Below are 23,407 nucleotides of genomic sequence, written 5' to 3'. Positions count from 1 at the left end.
GGCTTTCCACTATATCTTTTGCAAAAAAGCAAAAGGTTAAGACTATTAACAAATAGTCGAACGGTTGCAATCCCTAATGCAATTCATGATATTAAAGATTATATAATCTAAAAAAATAAATCATATGTCTTGGTTTAAAAGAAAAGATAAAGGAATACAAACGAGTACTCAAGAAAAAAAGGACACCCCAAAGGGCTTATGGTATAAGTCTCCAACAGGCAAAATTGTAGATACTAAAGAATTAGAACAAAACTTTTATGTAAGTCCAGAAGATGGGTACCATGTTAGAATTGGCAGTAAAGAATACTTCGAAATACTTTTTGATGATAACAAATTTAAAGAATTAGATGCTAATTTAGAATCTAAAGACCCATTAAAATTTGTTGACACTAAAAAATACCCAGAACGTTTAAAAGCAGCACAAGATAAAACCAAATTAAAAGATGCAGTACGTAGCGCAGTAGGAAAATCTAAAGGAAAAGACTTAGTTATTTCTTGTATGGATTTTGCTTTTATAGGCGGCTCAATGGGTAGCGTTGTAGGTGAAAAAATTGCTCGTGCAGCAGATTATGCCCTTAAGAAAAAGCTTCCTTTTATGATTATTTCAAAATCAGGTGGAGCGCGTATGATGGAAGCAGCATTATCACTTATGCAATTAGCAAAAACATCTGTAAAATTAGCACAGTTAGCTGACGAAGGCATTCCTTATATCTCGTTATGTACAGACCCAACAACAGGAGGAACAACAGCCTCTTTTGCTATGCTTGGTGATATTAATATTGCAGAACCAGGTGCTTTAATAGGTTTTGCTGGACCTCGTATTGTTAGAGATACTACGGGAAAAGAATTACCAGAAGGCTTCCAAACCTCTGAGTTTTTACTGGAACACGGGTTTTTAGATTTTATTACACATAGACAAGAACTAAAAAACAAAGTAAATCAATACATCGATTTAATAACAAACCAACCTTTAAGATCATAACATAAAAGTGGCTGATTAGTCACTTTTTTCTTTTTAAAAGATACTCTTATAAATCATTAAAAATTACTATATTTGCCGCTCGAAAGAAAAACTTTCGTGTACATAAAAATCATTTACAATAATATTAGCATGTATTTAGATCAAAAAGCAAAAGAAAAGCTATTTAAAAAGCACGGTAAAAATGCAAAAGATACAGGTTCTGCAGAAGGACAAATTGCATTATTTACAGAAAGAATTAATCACTTAACAGAACACTTAAAAAATAATCGTAAAGATTATAATACTGAGCGTTCATTAGTAAAACTAGTTGGAAAGCGTCGTGCTTTACTAGACTACTTAACTAAGAAAGATATTTTAAGATATCGTGCCATAGTAAAAGAATTAGGATTAAGAAAATAATTAAAAGAGGCTTCACAGCCTCTTTTTTGTTTTAAATATAACTCTCACGAAAGAGTATAACTATCGTAAATAAGAAGCTAATTACAGTTTTTCATTGGTCATTACACAATAACTACACAACAACACAACGACCATTGTTTAATTAGAATTAAAAAAATTTATGATTCCACAAGTTTTTAAAGAGGTCATAGACCTAGGTGACGGTAGAGAAATTTCTATTGAAACCGGAAAATTAGCAAAACAAGCTCATGGTAGCGTTGTTGTGCAATCTGGAAAATGTATGTTATTATGTACAGTTGTTTCCAATTACAAACAAGCAGATGTAGACTTTTTACCTTTAACAGTAGACTACAGAGAAAAATTTGCAGCAGCTGGACGTTATCCAGGAGGTTTCTTTAAAAGAGAAGCAAGACCGAGTGATGGCGAAGTTTTAACGATGCGTTTAGTAGATCGCGTTTTACGTCCATTATTCCCAAAAGATTATCATTCTGAAACTCAGGTGATGATTCAATTAATGTCTCATGATGATGAAGTTATGCCAGATGCTATGGCTGGTTTAGCAGCTTCGGCAGCTATTCAATTATCAGATTTTCCATTTGAATGTCCAATCTCTGAAGCTAGAGTTGGTCGTGTAAACGGTGAATTTGTTATCAACCCAACTAGAGCACAATTAGAAGAGTCTGATATCGATATGATGATTGGCGCTTCTGCAGACTCAGTAATGATGGTTGAAGGTGAAATGGATGAGATTTCTGAAGAAGAAATGACTGAAGCTATAAAGTTTGCTCATGAAGCTATTAAAGTACAATGTGCAGCTCAAGTAGCTTTAGCTGAAGCTTTCGGTAAAAAGGAAACTCGTGAGTATGAGCCAGAAAGAGAAGATGCTGATTTAGCAAAGAAAATTCATGACATGGCATATGATAAAGTATATGCTGTAGCTCAAGCAGGTTCTGCTAAACATGAACGTGGCGCTGCTTTTGGTGAAATTAAAGAAGAAATTAAAGCATCTTTTTCTGAAGAAGAGCAAGAAGACTTTGGTGGATTAATTTCTAAGTATTATTCTAAAGCCGAAAAAGCTGCCGTTAGAGATTTAACTTTAAATGAAGGTTTGCGTTTAGATGGTAGAAAAACTGACGAAATTAGACCAATTTGGTGTGAGGTTGATTATTTACCTTCTACACATGGTTCTTCAATATTTACACGTGGGGAAACTCAAGCTTTAGCTACTGTAACATTAGGAACAAGTAGAGAAGCGAATCAAATAGATATGCCATCCTACGAAGGTGAAGAGCGTTTTTATTTACACTACAACTTCCCTCCTTTTTCAACAGGTGAAGCACGACCAATTCGTGGAACATCTCGTCGTGAGGTAGGACATGGTAACTTAGCACAACGTGCTTTAAAAGGTATGGTTCCTGAGGATTGCCCATATACAGTACGTGTAGTTTCTGAGATTTTAGAATCTAACGGTTCGTCTTCTATGGCAACGGTTTGTGCTGGTACAATGGCTATGATGGACGCTGGGGTACAATTAAAGAAACCAGTTTCTGGTATTGCTATGGGATTAATTTCTGATGCTGATTCTGGAAAATACGCTGTTTTATCAGATATTTTAGGTGATGAAGATCACTTAGGAGATATGGACTTTAAAGTAACTGGTACTGCCGATGGTATTACCGCTTGCCAAATGGATATTAAAGTAAAAGGATTATCATACGAAATTCTTGTTAATGCTTTAAAACAAGCACGTGATGGTCGTTTACATATTTTAAGTAAAATTACTGAAACTATAGAAACTCCTAATGCTGAAGTTAAAGATCATGCACCTACAATGGTAACTAGACGTATTCCTAATGAGTTTATTGGAGCTTTAATTGGTCCTGGCGGAAAAGTTATTCAAGAGCTTCAAAAAGAAACTGAGACAACTATTGTTATTAATGAAGATCCTGTTACTGAAGAAGGTATTGTTGAAGTTTTAGGTGTAGGAAGTAAAGGTATCGATGCAGTTATGGCAAAAATCGATTCTTTATTATTTAAACCTGAAGTTGGTAGCGTTTATGAAGTAAAAGTGATTAAAATGCTTGATTTTGGCGCTGTTGTAGAATATACAGATGCACCAGGTAATGAAGTTTTATTGCACGTAAGTGAATTAGCTTGGGAACGTACTGAGAATGTATCAGATGTTGTAAACATGGGCGATGTTTTTGATGTGAAGTATTTTGGAATTGATTCTAGAACACGTAAAGAAAAAGTATCTCGTAAAGCAATTTTACCAAAACCTGAAGGTTATGTAGCAAGACCACCAAGAGACAATAATCGAGGTGGGCGTGATAACAGAGGTAGAGATAATCGTGGGCGTGATAATCGTCGTGATGACAGAAGACCTAGAGAAGATAAGAAAGAGGATTAATTTTTAATCTTCAAAACTTTCAAAGCCCGTCAAGTTTAAACTTAGGCGGGTTTTTTATTTAATTAAAAATGGGTTAACAACAGAATATTCAACTGCTTGTATCATATAAAAAATGCAAAAAGGTAAAGTGACTTTTTTAAGACTTTTGCGTCATAATTATATAGATTACAAAAATTTATTTTATTTTTTTGTAACAAAAAGTAAAATTTGTGCGTATAACTAATGAACAACCTATTTATTCACAATTAAATCACAAGAGAATATTAGATGAGACAACTTAAAATTACAAAGCAGGTTACTAATAGAGAAACTGCTTCGTTAGATAAATATTTACAGGAAATTGGTAAGGTAGATTTAATTACAGCCGATGAAGAGGTAGAATTAGCTCAACGCATTAAAGCTGGTGATCAAATTGCTTTAGAGAAATTGACAAAAGCTAATTTGCGTTTCGTAGTATCTGTGGCTAAGCAATATCAAAACCAAGGGCTTACTTTACCAGATTTAATTAATGAAGGAAATTTAGGATTAATTAAAGCAGCACAACGCTTTGATGAAACACGTGGTTTTAAATTTATATCTTATGCTGTGTGGTGGATTCGTCAATCGATTCTTCAAGCATTAGCTGAACAATCTCGTATTGTACGTTTACCTTTAAATAAAATTGGTTCTATTAACAAAATTAATAAAACGTTTGCCTTTTTAGAGCAAAGTCATGAGCGCCCACCTAGTGCTGAAGAAATTGCTAAAGAGCTTGACATGACTATCAATGATGTTAAAGAGTCTATGAAAAACTCTGGTCGTCACGTAAGTATGGATGCCCCTTTAGTTGAAGGAGAAGATTCTAACTTATATGATGTATTAAATAGTGGTGAATCGCCAAATCCTGATAGAGAATTATTACACGAATCGTTACGTACTGAAATTGAGCGTGCTTTAGAAACATTAACACCGCGCGAAGCAGATGTTATTCGCTTATACTTTGGTTTAGGAAACCAGCACCCAATGACTTTAGAAGAAATTGGTGAGACTTTCGATTTAACTCGAGAGCGTGTTAGACAAATAAAAGAGAAAGCTATACGTAGATTAAAACATACGTCTAGAAGTAAAATATTAAAAACTTATTTAGGTTAGTAATTAAATTACGACTAAATTACGACAACAAACAGTTTCACATAACTGTTCGTTTTTTGATTGATGAAAGAACCCTCGGCTGATTACCGAGGGTTTGTTTTTTTATACTATTTTTGCGGCAAATAAAATAACATATCAATATGAGTTCTAAATTAATTGCACCTTCAGTTTTAGCGGCAGACTTTGCCAACCTTCAACGCGATATAGAAATGGTTAATCAAAGTGAAGCTGATTGGTTTCATATTGATATTATGGACGGGGTTTTTGTTCCTAATATATCATTTGGCATGCCTGTTTTACAAGCTATTGCTAAGCATGCTAAAAAAACTATCGATGTGCATTTAATGATAGTTGACCCAGATCGATATATTAAAACATTTGCTGAATTAGGCAGCAACATACTTACTGTGCATTATGAAGCTTGTACACATTTACACCGCACGCTTCAGGCCATTAAAGCAGAAAACATGAAAGCTGGTGTGGCACTAAACCCGCATACTAACATTAACGTTTTAGAGGATATCATTAACGACATTGATTTAGTCTGTTTAATGAGTGTAAATCCTGGGTTTGGCGGCCAAAGTTTTATAGAAAACACATATTCTAAAGTACAACAACTTAAGGCTTTAATTACACGCAAGGGAGCTTCAACACTTATAGAAATTGATGGTGGTGTTACAAATAAGAATGCAAAAGCATTAACGCAAGCCGGAGCCGATGTTTTAGTTGCTGGTAGTTATGTCTTTAAAAGCAATAACCAACCAGAAACCATTAAAGATTTAAAGGCTATTGCTAATTCTTAAAACTGCTTTAACAAATATTTTATTAAATCGGTAGTTGTTACAATACCTACTAAAATAGAGTCGTCAACAACTGGAAGTGCGTGAAATTCATTTTCTGCTAAGATTTCTGCAACTTCTTTAATGGTAGTTTCGCTTGTTACATTTATTAAGTTTTTTGTCATCACTTGCTCAATTGTAAACATATTATAAACCACTGAGTCAACATTATATTCATCATTTGTAGCATCAGCAAAACTTATCCGCAACAAATCGGAATAACTTAACATTCCTATTATTGACTCACCAGTAACTACTGGGATGTGCCTAATATTATGTCTTTTAAAAAGCATTTCTGCTCTTTCTAAATCGTCAGCTCTACTCAAAGCTATAACTTCTTTCGACATTATTTCTGAAACTGGAGTTCTTCTTTTCATGATATTCCATTTTAAAATTCTATACTAAAAGTATAAATGAAAAACAGAAAAAAGTATGATAAAAATCATGATTGAAGACATTTTAATTACCCTAAAATCCAGCTATATTAAAATTAAGCATTTGTTTTACTTTATCGTAAACTTTTGGGAATTGTAATTTAAATTCTTGAGGTGTTTCAATAAAATTTTCAATTATAACAGCAACAAATTCAAACTGATTCGTAAAAGCATATTTTCTAAAATAATCAGACCTCATTAACTTACTTCTTAAATCTTCGTTTGCTGATAATAATTTTGTTAACTCTTTAAATGAGTCACTAAAAATTGTGGAGCTCACATCACGTTCTTTCATGCTATTTATATGTATGGCATGAGTAAATTCGTGAATTCCTAAATTTAAATTATCATTCTCATCATTAAAACCAGCTATAAAATCTTCCCACGATAATACTAAAGCCTTTAATTTGGGGTTAAATTCTCCTTTATGATAGGCGTTATTAGTGTTTGAATAAAACTTGTTTGGGTAAACCACTATTTTAGAAATAACACCAATATAGAAATCTCTAAATCCAAAAGTTAACATAACGGCAGTAGCCGAAATTAAAACTTTCACCTCATCAGTAATTCTATTACCATCTCTTCCTATAAAATCTTTGTCTTTAATAAATAGTGCTACTCTGTGCTCAAAATACCTCTTTTCCTTTTCTGTTAAGTTTTTATAAAAAGTAAAATGATTTTTTAATATAGCTTTTTGCGACACACTTAATTGTCTTAAAAAAACATAAAAATGATTGTATAATGGCTTTTTATGTTTTAAAACATATGCCATTTCTGTCATTTTAAAAGCATAATGTAGAAACAGCCAACCTAATGCCCCAAATAAAATGGTCAATATAATCTTACTACCATAAGTATAAGATTCATTAATAAATAAAAATAGATTATATAGCATACATGTTTTAAAAGATTAAAACTACAAGAATGTATTCATTATTAACATAATAATAGGGTATTTATTTTTCATTTTATAAAAAAAAGCGAGCCATATAGCTCGCTTTTTTTTATAAAAGTGACCGCGAAGGGATTCGAACCCCCAACCCTCAGAGCCGAAATCTGATATTCTATCCAGTTGAACTACGCAGCCGTTATTTACTTTATGATAATTTTTGTCTAACTATACTTGAAATCGTTTTTCCGTCTGCTTGTCCAGCCAGCTCTTTACTTACAATCCCCATAACTTTACCCATATCTTTCATGCCTTGAGCTCCTATATTATCAATAGTCATTACAACTACCTTTTCTATTTCTTCTTCACTTAAAGCCTCTGGTAAAAACTGTGCTATTACATCTGCTTCAGCAATTTCAGGAGCTGCTAAATCTTCACGATTCTGCTCTAGATAAATTGCTGCACTATCTCTACGTTGCTTTACTTGCTTCTGAAGTATTTTAAGCTCTTGCTCTTCAGTTAATTCTTCTTTTGCACCACTTTCTGTTTGAGCTAATAAAATAGCAGATTTAACTGCTCTTAAAGCTGTTAAAGCCGTTTGATCTTTAGCTTTCATGGCGCTTTTTAAAGCCGACATAATATCTTGTTGTAAACTCATGTATTCTTTTTTTGATATGCGAAGATAAAAATAATTAAAAAGAAATGCCCGAAAAGCTAAGGGTACTTTTCGGGCACATAAATAAGTAAGTTCTAGTAATATATTAATCTACATTATCGTGTAAAAAAGAATTGCTGCTTCTTAATTGAATATCATCATTATCATCTAAACCTATAGTTGTTCTAGACATATCGGTTTCGGAAGAGTGCTTTGCATCTTCTAAATTCACACCTTGACGTTTGTATGCTGGTACTTTTTCAATGTCATCAATCTTAGCATTATTGAATTTATAATTAAACTCTTTCATTTTACGTCTGCGTTCTTCTGCTCTTTCTATCAACAATTCTGAAATAGGACTGTTCATAGGGTCAGCTTCTTCAACTGATGATTCTTCAACGACTTCTTCTTTTAAAACCTTCTTTTCAAAAACAACATCATTATCTATTTCTTCTACAACTTCGTTAGATTCTGGTACTCTTTTATTCATTGCAGATTCTACCTCAGCATAATCATCTAACACATAGCGTACATCTCCTTTCTCATTTGTTTCATTCACCGTGATTAGCTCTACGTAATCTTTAACTGGGATATCTTTAGTTTCTTCATCTAATTGATAAGAAATAATATCCTCTGCATTTACATCTTCTTCAATGTCTGAAGATAAGGGCAAATCGAATGTTAATGTTATTTGTTGTTCTTCTTCAATATAATCTGAAATCACCTCAACATCTGTTATATCTTCTAGGTCATCAGACATTCTTGTTACTGGCTTGATTATAAAATCTTCTTCTTCAACAATATCGGCTTTAACTTCATCATAAACTACATCAATGTTTTTAATAATTTCTGATGTCGGAATTAGGTTTATGTCTTTTGAAAACACATCAATGTTTTCTGCAATAGAGTCTTCTTTTACAACTGTTTTTTGAGGTTGTTTTATTGGCTCTTCTTCTGATTCTAAGTCTAAAGTATGCCTAACTACTGGTGTCTCTTTCTTCTCTTCTAATTCAACTATAGGTTCAATAATAACAGGTTCAGCAGCTTTTACATTAGCATCTTCATCTTCACTTAATGAATGTACTACTTTTTTGGTTTCTGTATTAGAAATTTCATCTTGTTGCTCCACATTAAATCCAGTAGCTATAATGGTAACTGCGATAGATTCTTCTAATGCTTCATCTTCACCAACACCCATAATAATATTTGCACCATGACCAGCTTCGGTTTGAATATGATCATTTATTTCTCCAATTTCATCAATAGTTATTTCATGCGATCCTGAAACAATTAGTAGCAATACATTTTTAGCACCAGTAATTTTATTATCATTTAATAACGGCGAATCTAAAGCTTTTCGAATAGCATCTTGTGCACGATTTTGACCAGATGCTAATGCAGATCCCATAATAGCTGTTCCGCTATTACTTAATACCGTTTTTGCATCTCGTAAATCAATATTTTGTGTATAGTGATGTGTAATAACTTCGGCTATACCACGAGCAGCAGTTGATAGCACTTCATCAGCTTTAGAAAAACCAGCTTTAAAACCAAGGTTTCCATAAACTTCGCGAAGTTTATTATTATTTATTACAATTAAAGAATCTACAACATCTCTTAATTTTTCAATTCCTTTTTGGGATTGTTCAATACGCATTTTACCTTCAAAAGCAAAAGGCATAGTTACAATACCAACTGTTAGAATATCTAAATCTTTAGCCATTTTGGCAATTATTGGAGCTGCACCTGTTCCTGTACCACCTCCCATTCCAGCTGTTATAAAAACCATTTTTGTATTAGTATCTAGCATTGTTGAAATGTCATCGAAACTTTCAACAGCAGACTGCTCCCCTATATCTGGATTAGCACCGGCTCCCAATCCTTCGGTTAAATTAACACCTAATTGGATTTTGTTTGGAACACCACTATTTTGAAGCGCTTGTGCATCTGTATTACAGATGTAAAAATCGACTCCTTTAATACCTTGTTGGAACATATGGTTAATGGCATTACTACCACCGCCTCCAACACCAATAACTTTAATAACATTTGATTGATTTTTTGGTAAATCAAATGCGATGCTTTCGAATTCTTTTTTGCTGCTCATAAATTCTGTTTTACTGGGGTTTTATACTTTTATATTTTTAATTCAATGGTTTATATTTACTCAGCGTTATCTAAAAAATCTTTAACGCGTTCTGTTAGCTTATCGAGAAACGACCGTCGTTCTTTAACTGGTTTCTCTTTAATTTCTTCTTCATGATTTTCTTCTTCTTCAATTTCTTTTTGCTGCTGCTCTACTTTTTTTCTCTCTTGACGTTTTAAACCATCCAAAACCAATCCTACTGCTGTTGCATACAAAGGGCTAGTAATGTCATCATCACTATCACCTGCTAAATGCTCGTTAGGATAGCCTATTCTGGTATCCATTCCCGTAATATATTCTACTAATTGTTTTAAGTGCTTTAACTGGCTTCCTCCTCCAGTTAAAACAATACCAGCTATTAGTTTTTTCTTTTGTTCTTCGTGTCCGTAATTTTTAATCTCAACATAAACTTGCTCTACAATTTCTACAACACGAGCATGAATAATTTTTGATAAATTCTTTAATGTTATTTCTTTTGGTTCTCTACCACGTAATCCTGGAATAGAAACAATCTCATTGTCTTTATTCTCACCTGGCCATGCTGAACCAAATTTTATTTTTAAAAGCTCTGCTTGCTTTTCTATAATTGAGCAGCCTTCTTTTATATCTTCAGTAATCACATTTCCTCCAAACGGGATAACAGCAGTATGACGAATTATACCATCTCTAAAAATAGCTAAATCGGTAGTTCCTCCTCCTATATCAATTAATGCTACACCAGCCTCTTTCTCTTCTTGACTTAATACTGCATTTGCTGATGCCAACGGCTCCAATGTAATGCCTTCTAAATTTAAACCTGCGCTTTGTACACAACGCCCTATGTTTCGAATTGAAGACACTTGCCCAACCACTACATGGAAGTTTGCTTCTAGCCTACCTCCATACATACCTATAGGTTCTTTTATTTCGGCTTGTCCATCAACTTTATATTCTTGCGGCAATACGTGAATTATTTCTTCACCCGGAAGCATTACCAATTTATGAACTTGATTGATGAGTCTATCTATATCTTCTTCATCTATAACATGTTCCGAATTTGGTCTGGTAATATAATCGCTATGTTGAAGACTACGAATATGTTGCCCAGCTATACCAACGGTTACACCCATAATTTTCATATCAGCAGCAACTTCAGCCTCTTGAACTGCCTGCTGAATTGATTGAATAGTTTGCGTAATATTGTTTACAACACCACGATGTACACCTAAGCTTTTAGATTTACCAATACCTAAAATTTCAACTTTGCCGTATTCGTTTTTACGACCAATCATAGCCACAATTTTTGTGGTTCCTATGTCTAATCCTACTGCTAAATTATGCTCCATGGTTTACGTTTTGGTACACACTACTTGGTTTTCAAATTGCAAATTAACTTTGCTATAATTATTAAGCGTTTTTTCTTTTTGATTTTTTTGATAAAACGCTTTTAGGTTATTAATTTTTTTGTCTAAAAAACTAACATCACCTAATTGAACTAAAAATTTGCATTGCCTAAGTTTCAAGTATATTTTTTTATTAACACTTTGATGAATTTCAATAACATTCTTTTTTAAGAAATCATCCGTATTAATTTTACTTGCTACTTTATAGACATTTTTTAAATTATTTTTTTCAATATAACCAGTAACTAAGGGTACTCTAGCTGAATAATTATCAGATAACGGCATGTATAAACCTTCATCATCAATATAATAAGACGCATTTGTACTTACTCGTGCAATAGGTGTTTTTTGTTCAATTTCTGCATTAAGTGTACCATTTACAGCAACATACACTTCTGCAGTTTTTATCATTGGATTAGATTTTAGGGCATTTTCTAATTCATTCAAAACTAAAGTTTCTTTGGGTACATTTTTAACCCCTCTATAATTTTGTATTAACAATTTACTAACAGTCTCATTTGTAATAAAAAGGTTGTCGTCGCCAATAAACTTAACATTGGGCTTAGTTATTACTCTTTGCCCATTTCTATTTGAAGAAAAGGCAAACAAGAAGACCACTAAACTTAGCAGAACAATCATTTTTATGTAACTCCAATTAACTCGCAACACTTAAGGCCTTTTTTATATGTTTTACTTCCTCTCCTATATCACCGGCTCCTATTGTCAATACAATTTGAGCATTACTTTTTTCTATTTTTGAAAGTAATTCTGCTTTGCTTACTAGCAGCTTATTTTCATTATTCACTTTTCCTAATAACCAATAAGATGTTACACCCTCAATAGGTAGTTCTCTAGCAGGGTAAATATCTAATAGTATTACCTCATCAAATTGCGATAAGCTTTTAGCAAATTCGTCAACAAAATCACGTGTTCTTGAATACAAATGAGGTTGAAAAATTGCCAATACTTTTTTACTAGGATACATTTCTCTAACCGCCTGATATACAGCATTAATTTCTTCTGGATGATGCGCATAATCATCAATAAAAACTAAATCATCAGTTTTTATATGATATGTAAATCTTCTTTTCACACCTTTATAAGATGCTAAAGCATTGGCGAGCTGCTGGTTAGGGCAACCATATTCTACAGCCATCGCCAAGGCTATTAATGCATTCGACAAATTATGTCTCCCAGGCAGGTTAAATTGTAAATTTTCCAGCACTGTTTTTGGCGTTTTCAAATCAAAAACATATGTGCCGTTTTTTATTTTTTTATTTTGAATGGTATAATCTGAATTATCTTCAATTCCATAAGTAATTCCATGTAAAGGCAATCCGCTTTTAACGAATAGCTTCCCATTAGGTTTGATTCGTTTCGAAAATGCTTTAAATGATTCGTGCAAAGCATCAGCCTCTCCATAAATATCCAAATGATCAGCGTCCATTGATGTTATGCATGCAAAGTTTGGTGATAGCGCTAAAAAGGATCTATCAAACTCATCAGCTTCAACAACCGAAACCTCATTACCTTTAAGTATTAAGTTAGAATTATAATTTTCACTAATCCCTCCTAAAAAAGCTGTTAACTCCACACCACATTCATACATTAAATGCCCAAGAATGCTCGTAGTTGTTGTTTTTCCATGCGTACCAGCAATAGCTAAACAAAAAGTGTTTTCTGTTATTAATCCTAATACTTTAGATCGTTTTAAAACTTGAAAACCATTAGTTTTAAAATAATTATATTCTGCATGACTCTTAGGGATAGCTGGAGTATAAACTACCAGTGTATTTTCAGGATCTAAAAATTTATTATCTATATTTTCTATTGAATCTTCAAAATGTATATCAATACCTAAAACGGTTAACTCGTCAACAATTGTTGTTTTAGTTTTATCATAGCCAGATACATTCTTATTATTAGCATTAAAATATCGCGCTAAAGCACTCATACCAATACCTCCAATACCAATAAAATAGATGTTATGTATCTTGTTTAAATTCATTTATTTTTTAAGTAGTTTATCTATTTCGTCTACTATTTCTTTTGTAGCATTAATTAATGCCAGTTTTTTTATGTTTTCTCCTAATTCCTTTTGTTTATCTGGAGATGCTATGAGTTGTGAAAACTTATTCTCAAAATCGACATCTAAATCTTCTTCTTTAATTAGTAGTGCTGCATCATTATTTACTACCGCCATAGCATTTTTTGTTTGATGATCTTCAGCTACATTTGGCGACGGAATAAAAACTACAGGCTTACCTACAATACAAAGTTCTGAAACCGAAATTGCTCCTGCTCTAGAAATCACTACATCTGCAGCTGCATAGGCATAGTCCATATTATTTAAAAACTCATAAACTTGGATTCCTTCGGTATTGTTATAAATTTTATACTGCTGATAATACAGCTTACCACATTGCCAAATTATTTGTACATTTTGAGTATCAAAAAAATCTAACTCCTTTTCAATTAGTTCATTTATTCGTCTAGAGCCTAAACTGCCTCCAATAACTAACAGTGTATATTTACCATGTTTTAAATTAAAATGGTTTTTGGCATCAACTGTTTTTGTATCAATGTCCAACAAATCTTGTCGCACTGGATTTCCGGTTTTAATCATTTTCTCATTAGAAAAAAAACGCTCTAGTCCATCATATGCAACACATATTTTATTAGCCTTTTTAGCCAATAACTTGTTCGTTATTCCTGGAAACGAATTTTGCTCTTGTATTACACTTGGTATTTTATTTGAAGCTGCTACATATAACAATGGGCCGCTTGCAAAACCACCTGTACCAATAGCAACATCTGGCTTAAAGGATTTAATAATTTTGCGAGCTTTCCATAAACTACTAATCAATTTAAAAGGAAACATTAAATTTTTTAACGTAAGCTTTCGCTGAATTCCAGAAATCCACAAACCCTCTATATCATACCCAGCTTGTGGTACTTTTTCCATTTCCATTCTATCCTTAGCTCCAACAAATAAAAATTCAGCATCTGGATAACGAAACTTTATTTCGTTAGCAATGGCAATAGCAGGGTAAATATGACCTCCCGTTCCGCCTCCAGATAATATGATTTTATAACTACTCATTTAAATTGTTTCCGATAGAATTTCTAAGGGATTATCCTCATTACTTTCTTTTTCCTTTATTTCTTCTCGTTTAGCACTTACACTAAGTATAATTCCTATAGCTAAACATGTCATCCAAATAGATGTTCCTCCGCTACTAATTAATGGCAATGTTTGTCCTGTTACTGGAAATAATTCTACTGCAACTGCCATATTAATTAAAGCCTGAAACACAATAGGTAAACCAACGCCAAGAACTAAAAGTTTTCCAAAAATAGTATCAGACTTTTGTGCTGCAATAACTATTCTAAACAACAACCACATATATAGAATCATGATTGTAAAGCCGCCTAACAATCCATACTCTTCAATGATTATGGCGAATATAAAATCGGATGACGATTGTGGTAAAAAATTCTTTTGTATACTTTTTCCTGGACCTACTCCTTGAATACCGCCAGAGGCTATAGCAATTTTAGCTTTCTCTATTTGATAATCGGCTTGAGTGTCTTCTCCATTTGAATAATTTTTAATTCTATTTTCCCAAGTAGTCACCTTAACATTTAATGGCCCTGAAGTTAATTTTGCAGCCATCACAAAAAGCACTAAAGCTAATAATCCAGAGCCTAAAATCACTCCTATATAGCGCATAGGATACCCTCCTAAAAAAACCAATACTAAAACCATTAAAAACATTATGGCAGCTGTTGAAAAATTTGAAGGAAGAATTAATGCTAAAATTAAAAATACTGGCACCCAAAGTGGCAATATAGATTCTTTAAAAGTTATTACTCTATCCTTTACTTTAGACATATACCTCGCTACATAAACCATAAGTACTACTAATGCCAATGTTGATGTTTGAAATGACATCCCCACAATTGGTATCTGAATCCACCTACTTGCACTTGCTCCTTCAACAACCGTTCCTTGTAACATTGTAATGCCCAACAACACTAAAACAATAGGAATCATTACTAATGATAATCCTCGAAAATATCGGTATGGTATTTTATGCACGCCATACATTATTGCAAACCCTAAAAACAAATGCATAAAGTGTTTAACAAAAAACGCAAAAGTATTTCCGTTTCCGCCTCTATATGCCAAATTACTAGCAGCACTATAAACAGGCAAAAACGATAGTATAGCCAACAACGCAACTATTGCCCAAATTAAACGATCTCCCTTTATATTTTTAAATAATGTTTGCACTTATTTTTTATAAATTTCTTACTGCATTTTTAAATTGACGTCCTCTGTCTTCATAGTTTTCAAACAAATCGAAACTAGCACACGCAGGCGACAACAATACATTATCTCCAGCTTCGGCTATTTTATAGGCTATTTTTACAGCTTCGCTCATAAATTGTGTTTCAATTATAATGTCAACCATATTACCAAACGTATTCATCAGTTTTTCGTTGTCAACACCTAAGCAAATAATTGCTTTTACTTTTTCGTTTACAAATTGAAACAATTCTTCATAATCATTTCCTTTATCTGTTCCACCAACAATCCAAACCGTTGGCGTATCCATACTTTCCAAAGCGTAATATGTTGCGTTTACATTGGTGGCTTTTGAGTCGTTTATGTATTGAACTTTATTAATTTTTAACACTTGCTCTAAACGATGTTCGACTCCTTGAAAATTTTCTAAGCTCTCACGAATGGTTTGCTTTCTAATTTTTAATAAATGTGCAACAGTTGAGGCTGCCATTGCATTTTTAATGTTATGTTTTCCCTCTAATGCTAGATTTGTTGTTGGCATAATTATTTGGTTGTTATCTATTGTTATTATAATTTTTTCTTTGTCTAAATACGCGCCATTTTTAATAGTTTTTTTTAATGAAAATGGCAATAATGTTGATTGAACTGGGTATTCTTTTAAATGATTAGTGATTACTTCATCATCTGCATCATAAATCAAATAATCATGTTTTGTTTGATTTATGGCTATTCTAAATTTAGAAGCGATATAGTTTTCAAATTGATAATCATATCTATCCAAATGATCAGGAGTTATATTAGTAATTACTGCTATATGTGGTTTAAAATCAATAATATCATCTAATTGAAAACTACTGATTTCAAGTACATAATTTTTAAAATCATGCTCCAAAACCTGTTTAGCAAAACTGTCGCCAATATTTCCCCCTAACCCAACATTTAGCTCTTGCTTTATAATATGATGTGTTAACGATGCTGTGGTTGTTTTACCATTACTTCCAGTAATTCCAACAATTATAGCATCAGTATATTTTGATGCAAATTCAATTTCTGAAACCACCTTAATTCCTTTAGTTCGAATTTGTTTTATCAAATCAACCTTATCTGGAATTCCTGGGCTTTTCATGACAGTGTTCGCATTTAGAATTTTTTCTTCAGAATGCTTTTCATCTTCCCATTCAATCTCATTATGTATAAGAACTTGTTTATATTTTTCTTTTATTTTTCCTTTATCCGAAACAAAAACCTCGTATCCTTTTTTCTTTCCTAAAAGCGCTGTTCCCACACCACTTTCTCCTGCTCCTAATATGACTAATCTTTGTTTTGTCATTTCGTTTTCATTTCATATGATTCTCGCCTTCGCGAGAATGACGAATTTACTATCGTATTTTCAAGGTCACTATTGACAGTATCGCTAACAAAATGCCTATAATCCAAAAGCGTGTTACTATTTTACTTTCGTGATATCCCGATTTTTGATAGTGATGATGTAATGGTGACATTTTAAAAATGCGACGTCCTTCCCCGTATTTTTTCTTGGTGTACTTAAACCAACTCACTTGCATAATTACAGACATATTTTCTGCTAAAAATATACCGCACAAAACTGGAATTAACCACTCTTTACGAACTGCAATCGCTATAACTGCTATAACACCCCCTATAGTTAAACTTCCTGTATCACCCATAAAAACCTGTGCAGGAAAAGTGTTATACCATAAAAAGCCAATAAGTGCTCCTACGAAAGCTGCGATATAAATAGTAATTTCTTCAACCCTTGGGATATACATAATATTGAGGTACTCTGAGAAAATAATATTACCAGAAACCCATGCAAAAATTCCCAAAGTGAGCACTATTATTGCTGAAGTACCAGCTGCTAATCCATCAATTCCGTCTGTAAGATTTGCGCCATTTGAAACCGCAGTTATTATTAAAATTGATATTAGAATAAATATAATCCACGCATACTTTTCCAAGTCTGGACTAATCCATGTAATTAAATCTGAATAATCAAACTCGTTTCCTTTTACAAAGGGAATGGTTGTTTTTGTTGATTTTACTTCCTCCTTAAATAGTTTTGAAGCTTCTATTTTTGGGTTTTCGGCTAAAAGTTCCTGCTGTACTTCTAACGGAAGTTTTTCTTTCATCGTTACATCATCATGAAAAAACAAGGTAGTACCTATAATAATTCCAAGTCCAACTTGTCCCAAGATTTTGAAACGCCCTTTTAAGCCTTCTTTATCATTTTTAAACTTCTTTAAATAATCATCAATAAACCCAATAACTCCCATCCAGAGCGTAGTTACAATCAATAAAATGATGTAAATATTTTCCAATTTCGCGAGTAATAATACTGGTATTAAAGTGGCAAGAATAATAATGATTCCGCCCATAGTTGGCGTTCCTGCTTTTTGCGCTTGTCCATCTAAACCCAAATCCCTAATAGTCTCTCCCATTTGTTTTTTCTGAAGAAAACGAATTATTCTTTTTCCATATATAGTAGATATAAGCAACGATAAAATCATAGCCAAAGCTGCACGAAACGTTAAGAATCCGAAAAGTGTAGCTCCTGGAAATTGGAATTGTTTTTCTAAATATTCAAATAGGTAATACAACATTTATATATTGATTATTTTTTATTTCTGTAATTGCTTTAAAAACTCTTGTACTATTTTATAATCATCAAAATCAAATCTTTGACCTTTAATTTCTTGATAGGTTTCGTGCCCTTTGCCCGCTATTAAAATGATATCGTTAGGTTGAGCTAACTGACAAGCTGTTTTAATAGCTTGTTTTCTATCGGATATGGTTACAATTTTTTTAAAATTTTGAGGCTCAACACCTTTTTCTATGTCTTCAAGAATAACCTCAGGAGCTTCACTTCGCGGATTATCGCTTGTAAAAATCACTTTAGTACTTAATGCTGATGCAATGTGTCCCATTTTTGGGCGCTTAGTTTTATCTCTATCTCCACCGCAACCAACGACGGTTATTAATTCTTCATTTTTAGTACGAATACTATTGATGGTTTCCAGCACATTTTTTAAAGCATCTGGCGTATGCGCATAATCTACAATTGCAGTGATTTTTTCATCTGAAATGATATATTGAAATCGTCCGCTTACACTTTCCAGCTCGCTTATCAATCTTAGAATTTCAACTTTTTCTAAACCTAACAATTCTGCAGTAGCATAAATTGCCAATACATTGTAGGCATTAAAATTTCCGATAAGGCGTGTCCAAACTTCGCTATCATTAACCTTAAGCAACAAGCCTCCAAACTGATTTTCTAGAATTTGTGCTTTATAGTCAGCATATCCTTTTAAAGCATAAGTGTATTTTTTTGCTTGTGTGTTTTGCAGCATTACCAATCCGTTTTTATCATCTGTATTCACAAGGGCAAATGCTTTTGATGAGAGCGTATCAAAAAACGTTTTTTTCACATCTCGGTATTCCGAAAATGTATTGTGATAATCTAAATGATCGTGAGACAGATTGGTAAAAATGCCACCTTCAAAACATAATCCCTCAATTCGGTTTTGATGAATTCCGTGAGAACTAACTTCCATAAAGCAAAACTCGACTCCAGCATCATTCATTTCTTTTAAATACTTATTTATAGTTAAAGAATCTGGAGTTGTATGTGTTGCTTTATATACCTTATTATCTACTAATATCTTTACTGTTGAAAGCAAACCTACTTTGTATCCTGCCTTTTTAAACAATTGACTTAACAAACTTGCAACAGTTGTTTTACCATTTGTTCCTGTAACCCCAACAAGCTTTAAGTTTTCTGAAGGCGCATCATAAAAATTAGATGCCATAATAGCTAAAGCACTATTAGAATTATCAACCTCGACATAAGTAATACCATCTATCAAATTATCTGGTAAAGTTTCACAAATAATTGCTATTGCTCCGTTTTTTATAGCAACATCAATGAATTTATGCCCATCAACCACATTACCTTTAATAGCAACAAATAAATCGGCCTTTTTAATGTTTCTAGAATCAAAATGAATATTATTAATAGACACACCAGTACTTCCAACAACAGCGTTGAGAGTTACTTTATATAATATGTCTTTTAATATCATCATGATGCTTTTAAAACAATGGTTTGATTATCTTTTAGCTTTACATTTTTATTGATTGATTGTTGTTTTACAATACCACTACCACTAAGTTTTACTTTTACATTTACATCCATATTTTCCAATAATGCCAAAGCATCCATAGCTGGTAAGCCCACCACATTAGGCATTATAGTTTTATAGGTTTGAGCTGTTTTGTAAAAATTTTCGTATTCTTTTTCAGTTGATGCGGTTTTAACTTCCAAGGACTCTACCTCATCAATAATAGGTGTATCTGTAAATATTTTTTGAGCCACTTTTTTGAACACAGGCCCAGACACATCTGCTCCATAATACCCAATACCTTTTTCTGGCTCATGTATAACTACTATGCATGAGTATTTAGGGTTATCTGCTGGAAAATACCCAGCAAAAGATGAGATATAATTTAATTTTGATTTGTCTCTATAATCCTTTTGACAGGTCCCAGTTTTTCCTGCCATTGAGAAGTTTTTAGAATACAATCTATTACCAGTTCCGTGTTTTTTCTCAACAACATTTTTTAACAATTGCTGAACTTTTGCAACAGTTTCTTTTGAGCATACTCGTTTGTTGATTACTTCTTTTTCAAAAGGCACAATGGTTTTATCAAATTCTTTAACTTCTTTTAAAAACTGTGGTTTCACCATCACGCCATCATTAGCAATAGCATTATAAAAGGTTAATGTTTGTAATGGCGTGAATGACACACCGTAACCAAACGCCATCCATTGCAATGCAATACCACTCCAACGTTTATTTTTTATTCTTGGGTCTGGAATAATTGGACTTGATTCTCCAATAATTGGTAATCCCAACTTTTCATTCAAACTCATATCATAAAGCCTATCAACAAACTTGCTAGGCTTTTCTTTATAAGCATGATCTATAGCTGTTACTATACCAGTATTAGAAGATAACTCAAAAGCTTTAGACACGGTTATTTTCCCATAACCTTTATGATTCGAATCGTCTACATGTTTACCGTAAAAAGTTAATCTTCCTTTTTTTGTATCTACTACATCACTTGTATCTATAACTTTATCTTCAAGAGCTGCTGTAATAGCCATTAATTTAAACGTAGACCCCGGCTCGTGAGATTCCCATACAGCATAATTTCTCCTTTCATAATAATTACCAAGCGAATTTCTACCTAGGTTTGCTATAGCTTTTACTTCTCCTGTTTTGGTTTCCATAACCACCACACAGCCATGATCTGCTTTATATTTCTCTAATTGTTCCAAAAGTGCATGATGCGCTATATCTTGAATATTTACATCAATGGTAGTATAGACATCATAACCGTCTTTAGGTTCAATTTCGTTAGCATCACTTAATGGCTTCCATTGCCCTTTTCCTATTTGTTGCTTTTTTCTTTTCCCATCGGTGCCTCTCAAATATTGAATTCCGTAGGCGCCATCAATTCCAGGGCGTGTTACATTTCCCTTTTCATCAAAACGTTCGTAACCAATAGTACGCTGTGCAATACCACCCATTGGATGTTCTCGTTTTGTTGTTTGCTCTACTATCAATCCGCCTTTAAAAGCACCAAGATTTAGCATTGGAAAATTTCGAATTCTTATATAATCTGAATACCCAATATTTCTAGCCAACAAATAATATCTATTTTTATTAGCTCTAGCTTTTCTAATTTCTTTTTGATAATAGCTTGAAGGTTTTCCTGAGTATTTTGAAAGAGAATCGCTTAAAGGCTTCAAATGCTTTTCGAACGTTTTTGAAGAAGGTGTAATAGCATCTATTCTAATATCATATTTTGGAACCGATGTTGCTAGCAAATTACCGTTTACAGAATATACATTTCCTCTATTTGCAGGAATAATTACATCTTTTACTATGCGCTCACTTGCCATAGCTTTATACTTATCACCTTGTAAAAATTGAATACTCAGCAATTTAAACACCACAGCAACGCCGAAGATGAACATACATCCTGCTATAAAATACAATCGGTTTAATATGCCTTTCTCGTTTACTGCCAAGATTCGCTTTTAATTTTGGGATTTTACTTTTATTTTTTTTGGCGGAATCACCGAAGGCGACAACCCTTTTTCTTTCATTTTACTTACTACAGCTGATTCCATTTTTAGCCGCATCAGTTTTGATCTACCATCAATAAATGCCGAACGCATTTCATTAACTTCATTTTTTAATCGTGCAATCTCATATACTTTTTTATCAGCACTATGCGAACTCGCAATCATCACTATAGCTAATCCAGATATAAAAAGAATCATGCGCCAATTCTTAAACGAATCGTCGCTCACTAAAAATGTTCCTTTTAATATGCTATAAATACTTTTCTTCATTAAATTTTTTCAGCAATTCTAAGTTTTGCACTTCTTGCCCTACTGTTTATACTTACCTCTTCTTTAGTTGGAACAATTAATCCATTTACTTTTTTTAATGGTACTTCAAAATTTCCAAACATGTCTCGCTCTGGCTCTCCTTCAAACAATCCATTTCTTATAAAACGCTTTACCAATCTATCTTCTAAAGAATGATAGGATATAAAACTTAAACGGCCTCCAACTTTTAATATTTCTGGCGTTTGCAACAAAAACTCTTTTAAAACCTCTATTTCTTGATTTACTTCAATTCTAATAGCTTGGTAAATTTGAGCTAACACCTTGTTTTCATGTCGTGGCGGCAAAAACTTTCTCAATACTTTTTTTAATTGTTCACTCGTTTTAATTTCTTCCGTTTTTCTATATTCAACAATAAGCCTCGCCATTGCCGGTGCAGCCCTTAATTCCCCATACTGCAAAAACACTTGTTTCAACTGCTCTTCTTCATATTCATTAACTACATGAAATGCCGACATATCATTTTGTTGATTCATTCGCATATCTAAATCAGCTTCAAATCTTGTAGAAAAACCTCGTTCAGCTACATCAAACTGATGTGAAGACACTCCAAAATCTGCCAAAACACCATCTACCTGCTTTACACCATGAAACCTTAAAAAGCGTTTTACATATCTAAAATTTTCATGTATCAACGTAAATCGTTCATCATCAATTGTATTTTCAAGAGCATCTAAATCTTGATCAAAAGCAAACAACCTACCCTCTTCACCAAGATGTTTTAGTATTTCTTTACTGTGTCCACCTCCTCCAAAGGTTACATCTACATATACACCATCTTCTTTAATATTTAAACCATCAACGGTTTCTTTTAACAAAACTGGATTATGATATTCCATGGTCGTCATCATCTTGTCCCATTACCTCTTCAGCTAAATCAGCAAAGTCTATTGCAGCATCATCAATAGCCTGTTCATACCTATCTTTATCCCAGATTTCAATAATATTTACTGCTGGAGAAATCACTATGTTTTTTGAAATACCTGCAAAACCAATAAGATCTTTCGGAATTAGCAAGCGTCCACTACCATCAATATCTACCATTCTTGCCCCTGCATTAAAACGGCGAATAAAATCATTGTTCTTTTTCTTAAACCTATTAAGCTTATTTACTTTTTGCATCACTGTTTGCCACTCGCTCATAGGATACAATTCTAAACACGGTTGAAAAACAGAACGCCTTAACACGAACCCATCTTCTATAATAGACACCAACTGCTTTTTCATGCCAGAAGGCATCATAAGCCTGCCTTTCGCATCTACTTTACAATCGTATGTCCCTATTAATGAGTTCAAAGCGGTCAGTATTCGTTTTTAGGTTTAAGTTTC

General features: G+C 33.0%; 21 protein-coding genes and 1 tRNA gene. 5 read left to right on the top strand and 17 right to left on the bottom strand.

What is annotated here, in order from left to right:
• The first annotated feature begins 124 nt into the window (after nt 1–124).
• The 5 genes from accD to rpe all read left to right on the top strand — a co-directional run bounded on the left by accD (nt 125) and on the right by rpe (nt 5,725).
• Nucleotides 125–982 carry an acetyl-CoA carboxylase, carboxyltransferase subunit beta gene (gene accD, locus M3P09_RS04120; protein WP_249972133.1) on the top strand — a complete coding sequence of 286 codons (858 nt, stop codon included), beginning with the start codon at nt 125–127 and terminating at the stop codon, nt 980–982.
• Between the two features lie 129 nt (nt 983–1,111).
• The gene (gene rpsO / locus M3P09_RS04115) at nt 1,112–1,381 is read left to right on the top strand and encodes a 30S ribosomal protein S15 (RefSeq protein WP_099564478.1); all 270 of its coding nucleotides are present in this window, start codon (nt 1,112–1,114) and stop codon (nt 1,379–1,381) included.
• A gap of 160 nt (nt 1,382–1,541) precedes the next feature.
• On the top strand, nt 1,542–3,791 hold the full coding sequence (locus M3P09_RS04110; RefSeq protein ID WP_249972132.1) for a polyribonucleotide nucleotidyltransferase: 2,250 nt from the start codon (nt 1,542–1,544) through the stop codon (nt 3,789–3,791).
• A gap of 267 nt (nt 3,792–4,058) precedes the next feature.
• Nucleotides 4,059–4,922 carry a sigma-70 family RNA polymerase sigma factor gene (locus tag M3P09_RS04105; RefSeq protein ID WP_034041378.1) on the top strand — a complete coding sequence of 288 codons (864 nt, stop codon included), beginning with the start codon at nt 4,059–4,061 and terminating at the stop codon, nt 4,920–4,922.
• 140 nt (nt 4,923–5,062) lie between these two features.
• The gene (gene rpe, locus M3P09_RS04100; protein ID WP_099564480.1) at nt 5,063–5,725 is read left to right on the top strand and encodes a ribulose-phosphate 3-epimerase; all 663 of its coding nucleotides are present in this window, start codon (nt 5,063–5,065) and stop codon (nt 5,723–5,725) included.
• On the opposite strand, the gene M3P09_RS04095 is transcribed toward rpe, so the two are convergent.
• The 17 genes from M3P09_RS04095 to mraZ all read right to left on the bottom strand — a co-directional run bounded on the left by M3P09_RS04095 (nt 5,722) and on the right by mraZ (nt 23,374).
• Nucleotides 5,722–6,138: a CBS domain-containing protein gene (locus M3P09_RS04095; RefSeq protein WP_099564481.1), complete on the bottom strand. Its 417-nt coding sequence runs from the start codon at nt 6,136–6,138 to the stop codon at nt 5,722–5,724. The genes rpe and M3P09_RS04095 overlap by 4 nt on opposite strands.
• Before the next feature lie 91 nt (nt 6,139–6,229).
• On the bottom strand, nt 6,230–7,090 hold the full coding sequence (locus M3P09_RS04090; RefSeq protein WP_249972131.1) for a zinc-dependent peptidase: 861 nt from the start codon (nt 7,088–7,090) through the stop codon (nt 6,230–6,232).
• Nucleotides 7,091–7,208: 118 nt separating this feature from the next.
• A tRNA-Arg gene (locus M3P09_RS04085) sits at nt 7,209–7,282 on the bottom strand.
• A gap of 10 nt (nt 7,283–7,292) precedes the next feature.
• Nucleotides 7,293–7,742, bottom strand: a complete 450-nt coding sequence (locus M3P09_RS04080; RefSeq protein ID WP_249972130.1) for a GatB/YqeY domain-containing protein — start codon at nt 7,740–7,742, stop codon at nt 7,293–7,295.
• Nucleotides 7,743–7,845: 103 nt separating this feature from the next.
• The gene (ftsZ, locus tag M3P09_RS04075) at nt 7,846–9,846 is read right to left on the bottom strand and encodes a cell division protein FtsZ (RefSeq protein WP_249972129.1); all 2,001 of its coding nucleotides are present in this window, start codon (nt 9,844–9,846) and stop codon (nt 7,846–7,848) included.
• A 56-nt stretch (nt 9,847–9,902) separates the two neighbouring features.
• Nucleotides 9,903–11,210: a cell division protein FtsA gene (gene ftsA, locus M3P09_RS04070; protein WP_099564484.1), complete on the bottom strand. Its 1,308-nt coding sequence runs from the start codon at nt 11,208–11,210 to the stop codon at nt 9,903–9,905.
• Nucleotides 11,211–11,213: 3 nt separating this feature from the next.
• Nucleotides 11,214–11,906 (bottom strand): cell division protein FtsQ/DivIB, encoded by a 693-nt coding sequence (locus M3P09_RS04065; protein WP_347709794.1) that lies wholly within the window; start codon nt 11,904–11,906, stop codon nt 11,214–11,216.
• Between the two features lie 16 nt (nt 11,907–11,922).
• Nucleotides 11,923–13,275 (bottom strand): UDP-N-acetylmuramate--L-alanine ligase, encoded by a 1,353-nt coding sequence (murC, locus tag M3P09_RS04060; RefSeq protein WP_249972128.1) that lies wholly within the window; start codon nt 13,273–13,275, stop codon nt 11,923–11,925.
• Nucleotides 13,276–14,370, bottom strand: a complete 1,095-nt coding sequence (murG, locus tag M3P09_RS04055; RefSeq protein WP_249972127.1) for an undecaprenyldiphospho-muramoylpentapeptide beta-N-acetylglucosaminyltransferase — start codon at nt 14,368–14,370, stop codon at nt 13,276–13,278.
• Nucleotides 14,371–15,564, bottom strand: coding sequence for an FtsW/RodA/SpoVE family cell cycle protein (locus M3P09_RS04050; RefSeq protein WP_099564488.1), 1,194 nt, complete (start codon nt 15,562–15,564; stop codon nt 14,371–14,373).
• Nucleotides 15,565–15,571: 7 nt separating this feature from the next.
• Nucleotides 15,572–16,909 (bottom strand): UDP-N-acetylmuramoyl-L-alanine--D-glutamate ligase, encoded by a 1,338-nt coding sequence (gene murD / locus M3P09_RS04045; protein ID WP_249972126.1) that lies wholly within the window; start codon nt 16,907–16,909, stop codon nt 15,572–15,574.
• Between the two features lie 49 nt (nt 16,910–16,958).
• Entirely contained in the window at nt 16,959–18,200 is a 1,242-nt protein-coding gene (gene mraY, locus M3P09_RS04040) for a phospho-N-acetylmuramoyl-pentapeptide-transferase (RefSeq protein WP_099564490.1), read from the bottom strand.
• A gap of 18 nt (nt 18,201–18,218) precedes the next feature.
• Nucleotides 18,219–19,682 (bottom strand): UDP-N-acetylmuramoyl-L-alanyl-D-glutamate--2,6-diaminopimelate ligase, encoded by a 1,464-nt coding sequence (locus M3P09_RS04035; protein WP_249972125.1) that lies wholly within the window; start codon nt 19,680–19,682, stop codon nt 18,219–18,221.
• Nucleotides 19,679–21,640 (bottom strand): penicillin-binding protein, encoded by a 1,962-nt coding sequence (locus M3P09_RS04030; protein WP_099564492.1) that lies wholly within the window; start codon nt 21,638–21,640, stop codon nt 19,679–19,681. The genes M3P09_RS04035 and M3P09_RS04030 overlap by 4 nt, the downstream gene beginning before the upstream one ends.
• 63 nt (nt 21,641–21,703) lie before the next feature.
• Nucleotides 21,704–22,021 (bottom strand): FtsL-like putative cell division protein, encoded by a 318-nt coding sequence (locus tag M3P09_RS04025; RefSeq protein ID WP_099564493.1) that lies wholly within the window; start codon nt 22,019–22,021, stop codon nt 21,704–21,706.
• Nucleotides 22,021–22,917, bottom strand: a complete 897-nt coding sequence (gene rsmH, locus M3P09_RS04020; protein ID WP_249972124.1) for a 16S rRNA (cytosine(1402)-N(4))-methyltransferase RsmH — start codon at nt 22,915–22,917, stop codon at nt 22,021–22,023. Before rsmH ends, M3P09_RS04025 begins: the two co-directional genes overlap by 1 nt.
• Nucleotides 22,904–23,374 carry a division/cell wall cluster transcriptional repressor MraZ gene (gene mraZ, locus M3P09_RS04015; RefSeq protein WP_099564495.1) on the bottom strand — a complete coding sequence of 157 codons (471 nt, stop codon included), beginning with the start codon at nt 23,372–23,374 and terminating at the stop codon, nt 22,904–22,906. Before mraZ ends, rsmH begins: the two co-directional genes overlap by 14 nt.
• Nucleotides 23,375–23,407 lie beyond the last annotated feature (33 nt).

The organism is Jejuia spongiicola (genome assembly GCF_023502325.1).
Classification (GTDB): Bacteria; Bacteroidota; Bacteroidia; order Flavobacteriales; family Flavobacteriaceae; genus Wocania_A; species Wocania_A spongiicola.
This window is presented reverse-complemented; position numbering and strand designations above follow the sequence as displayed.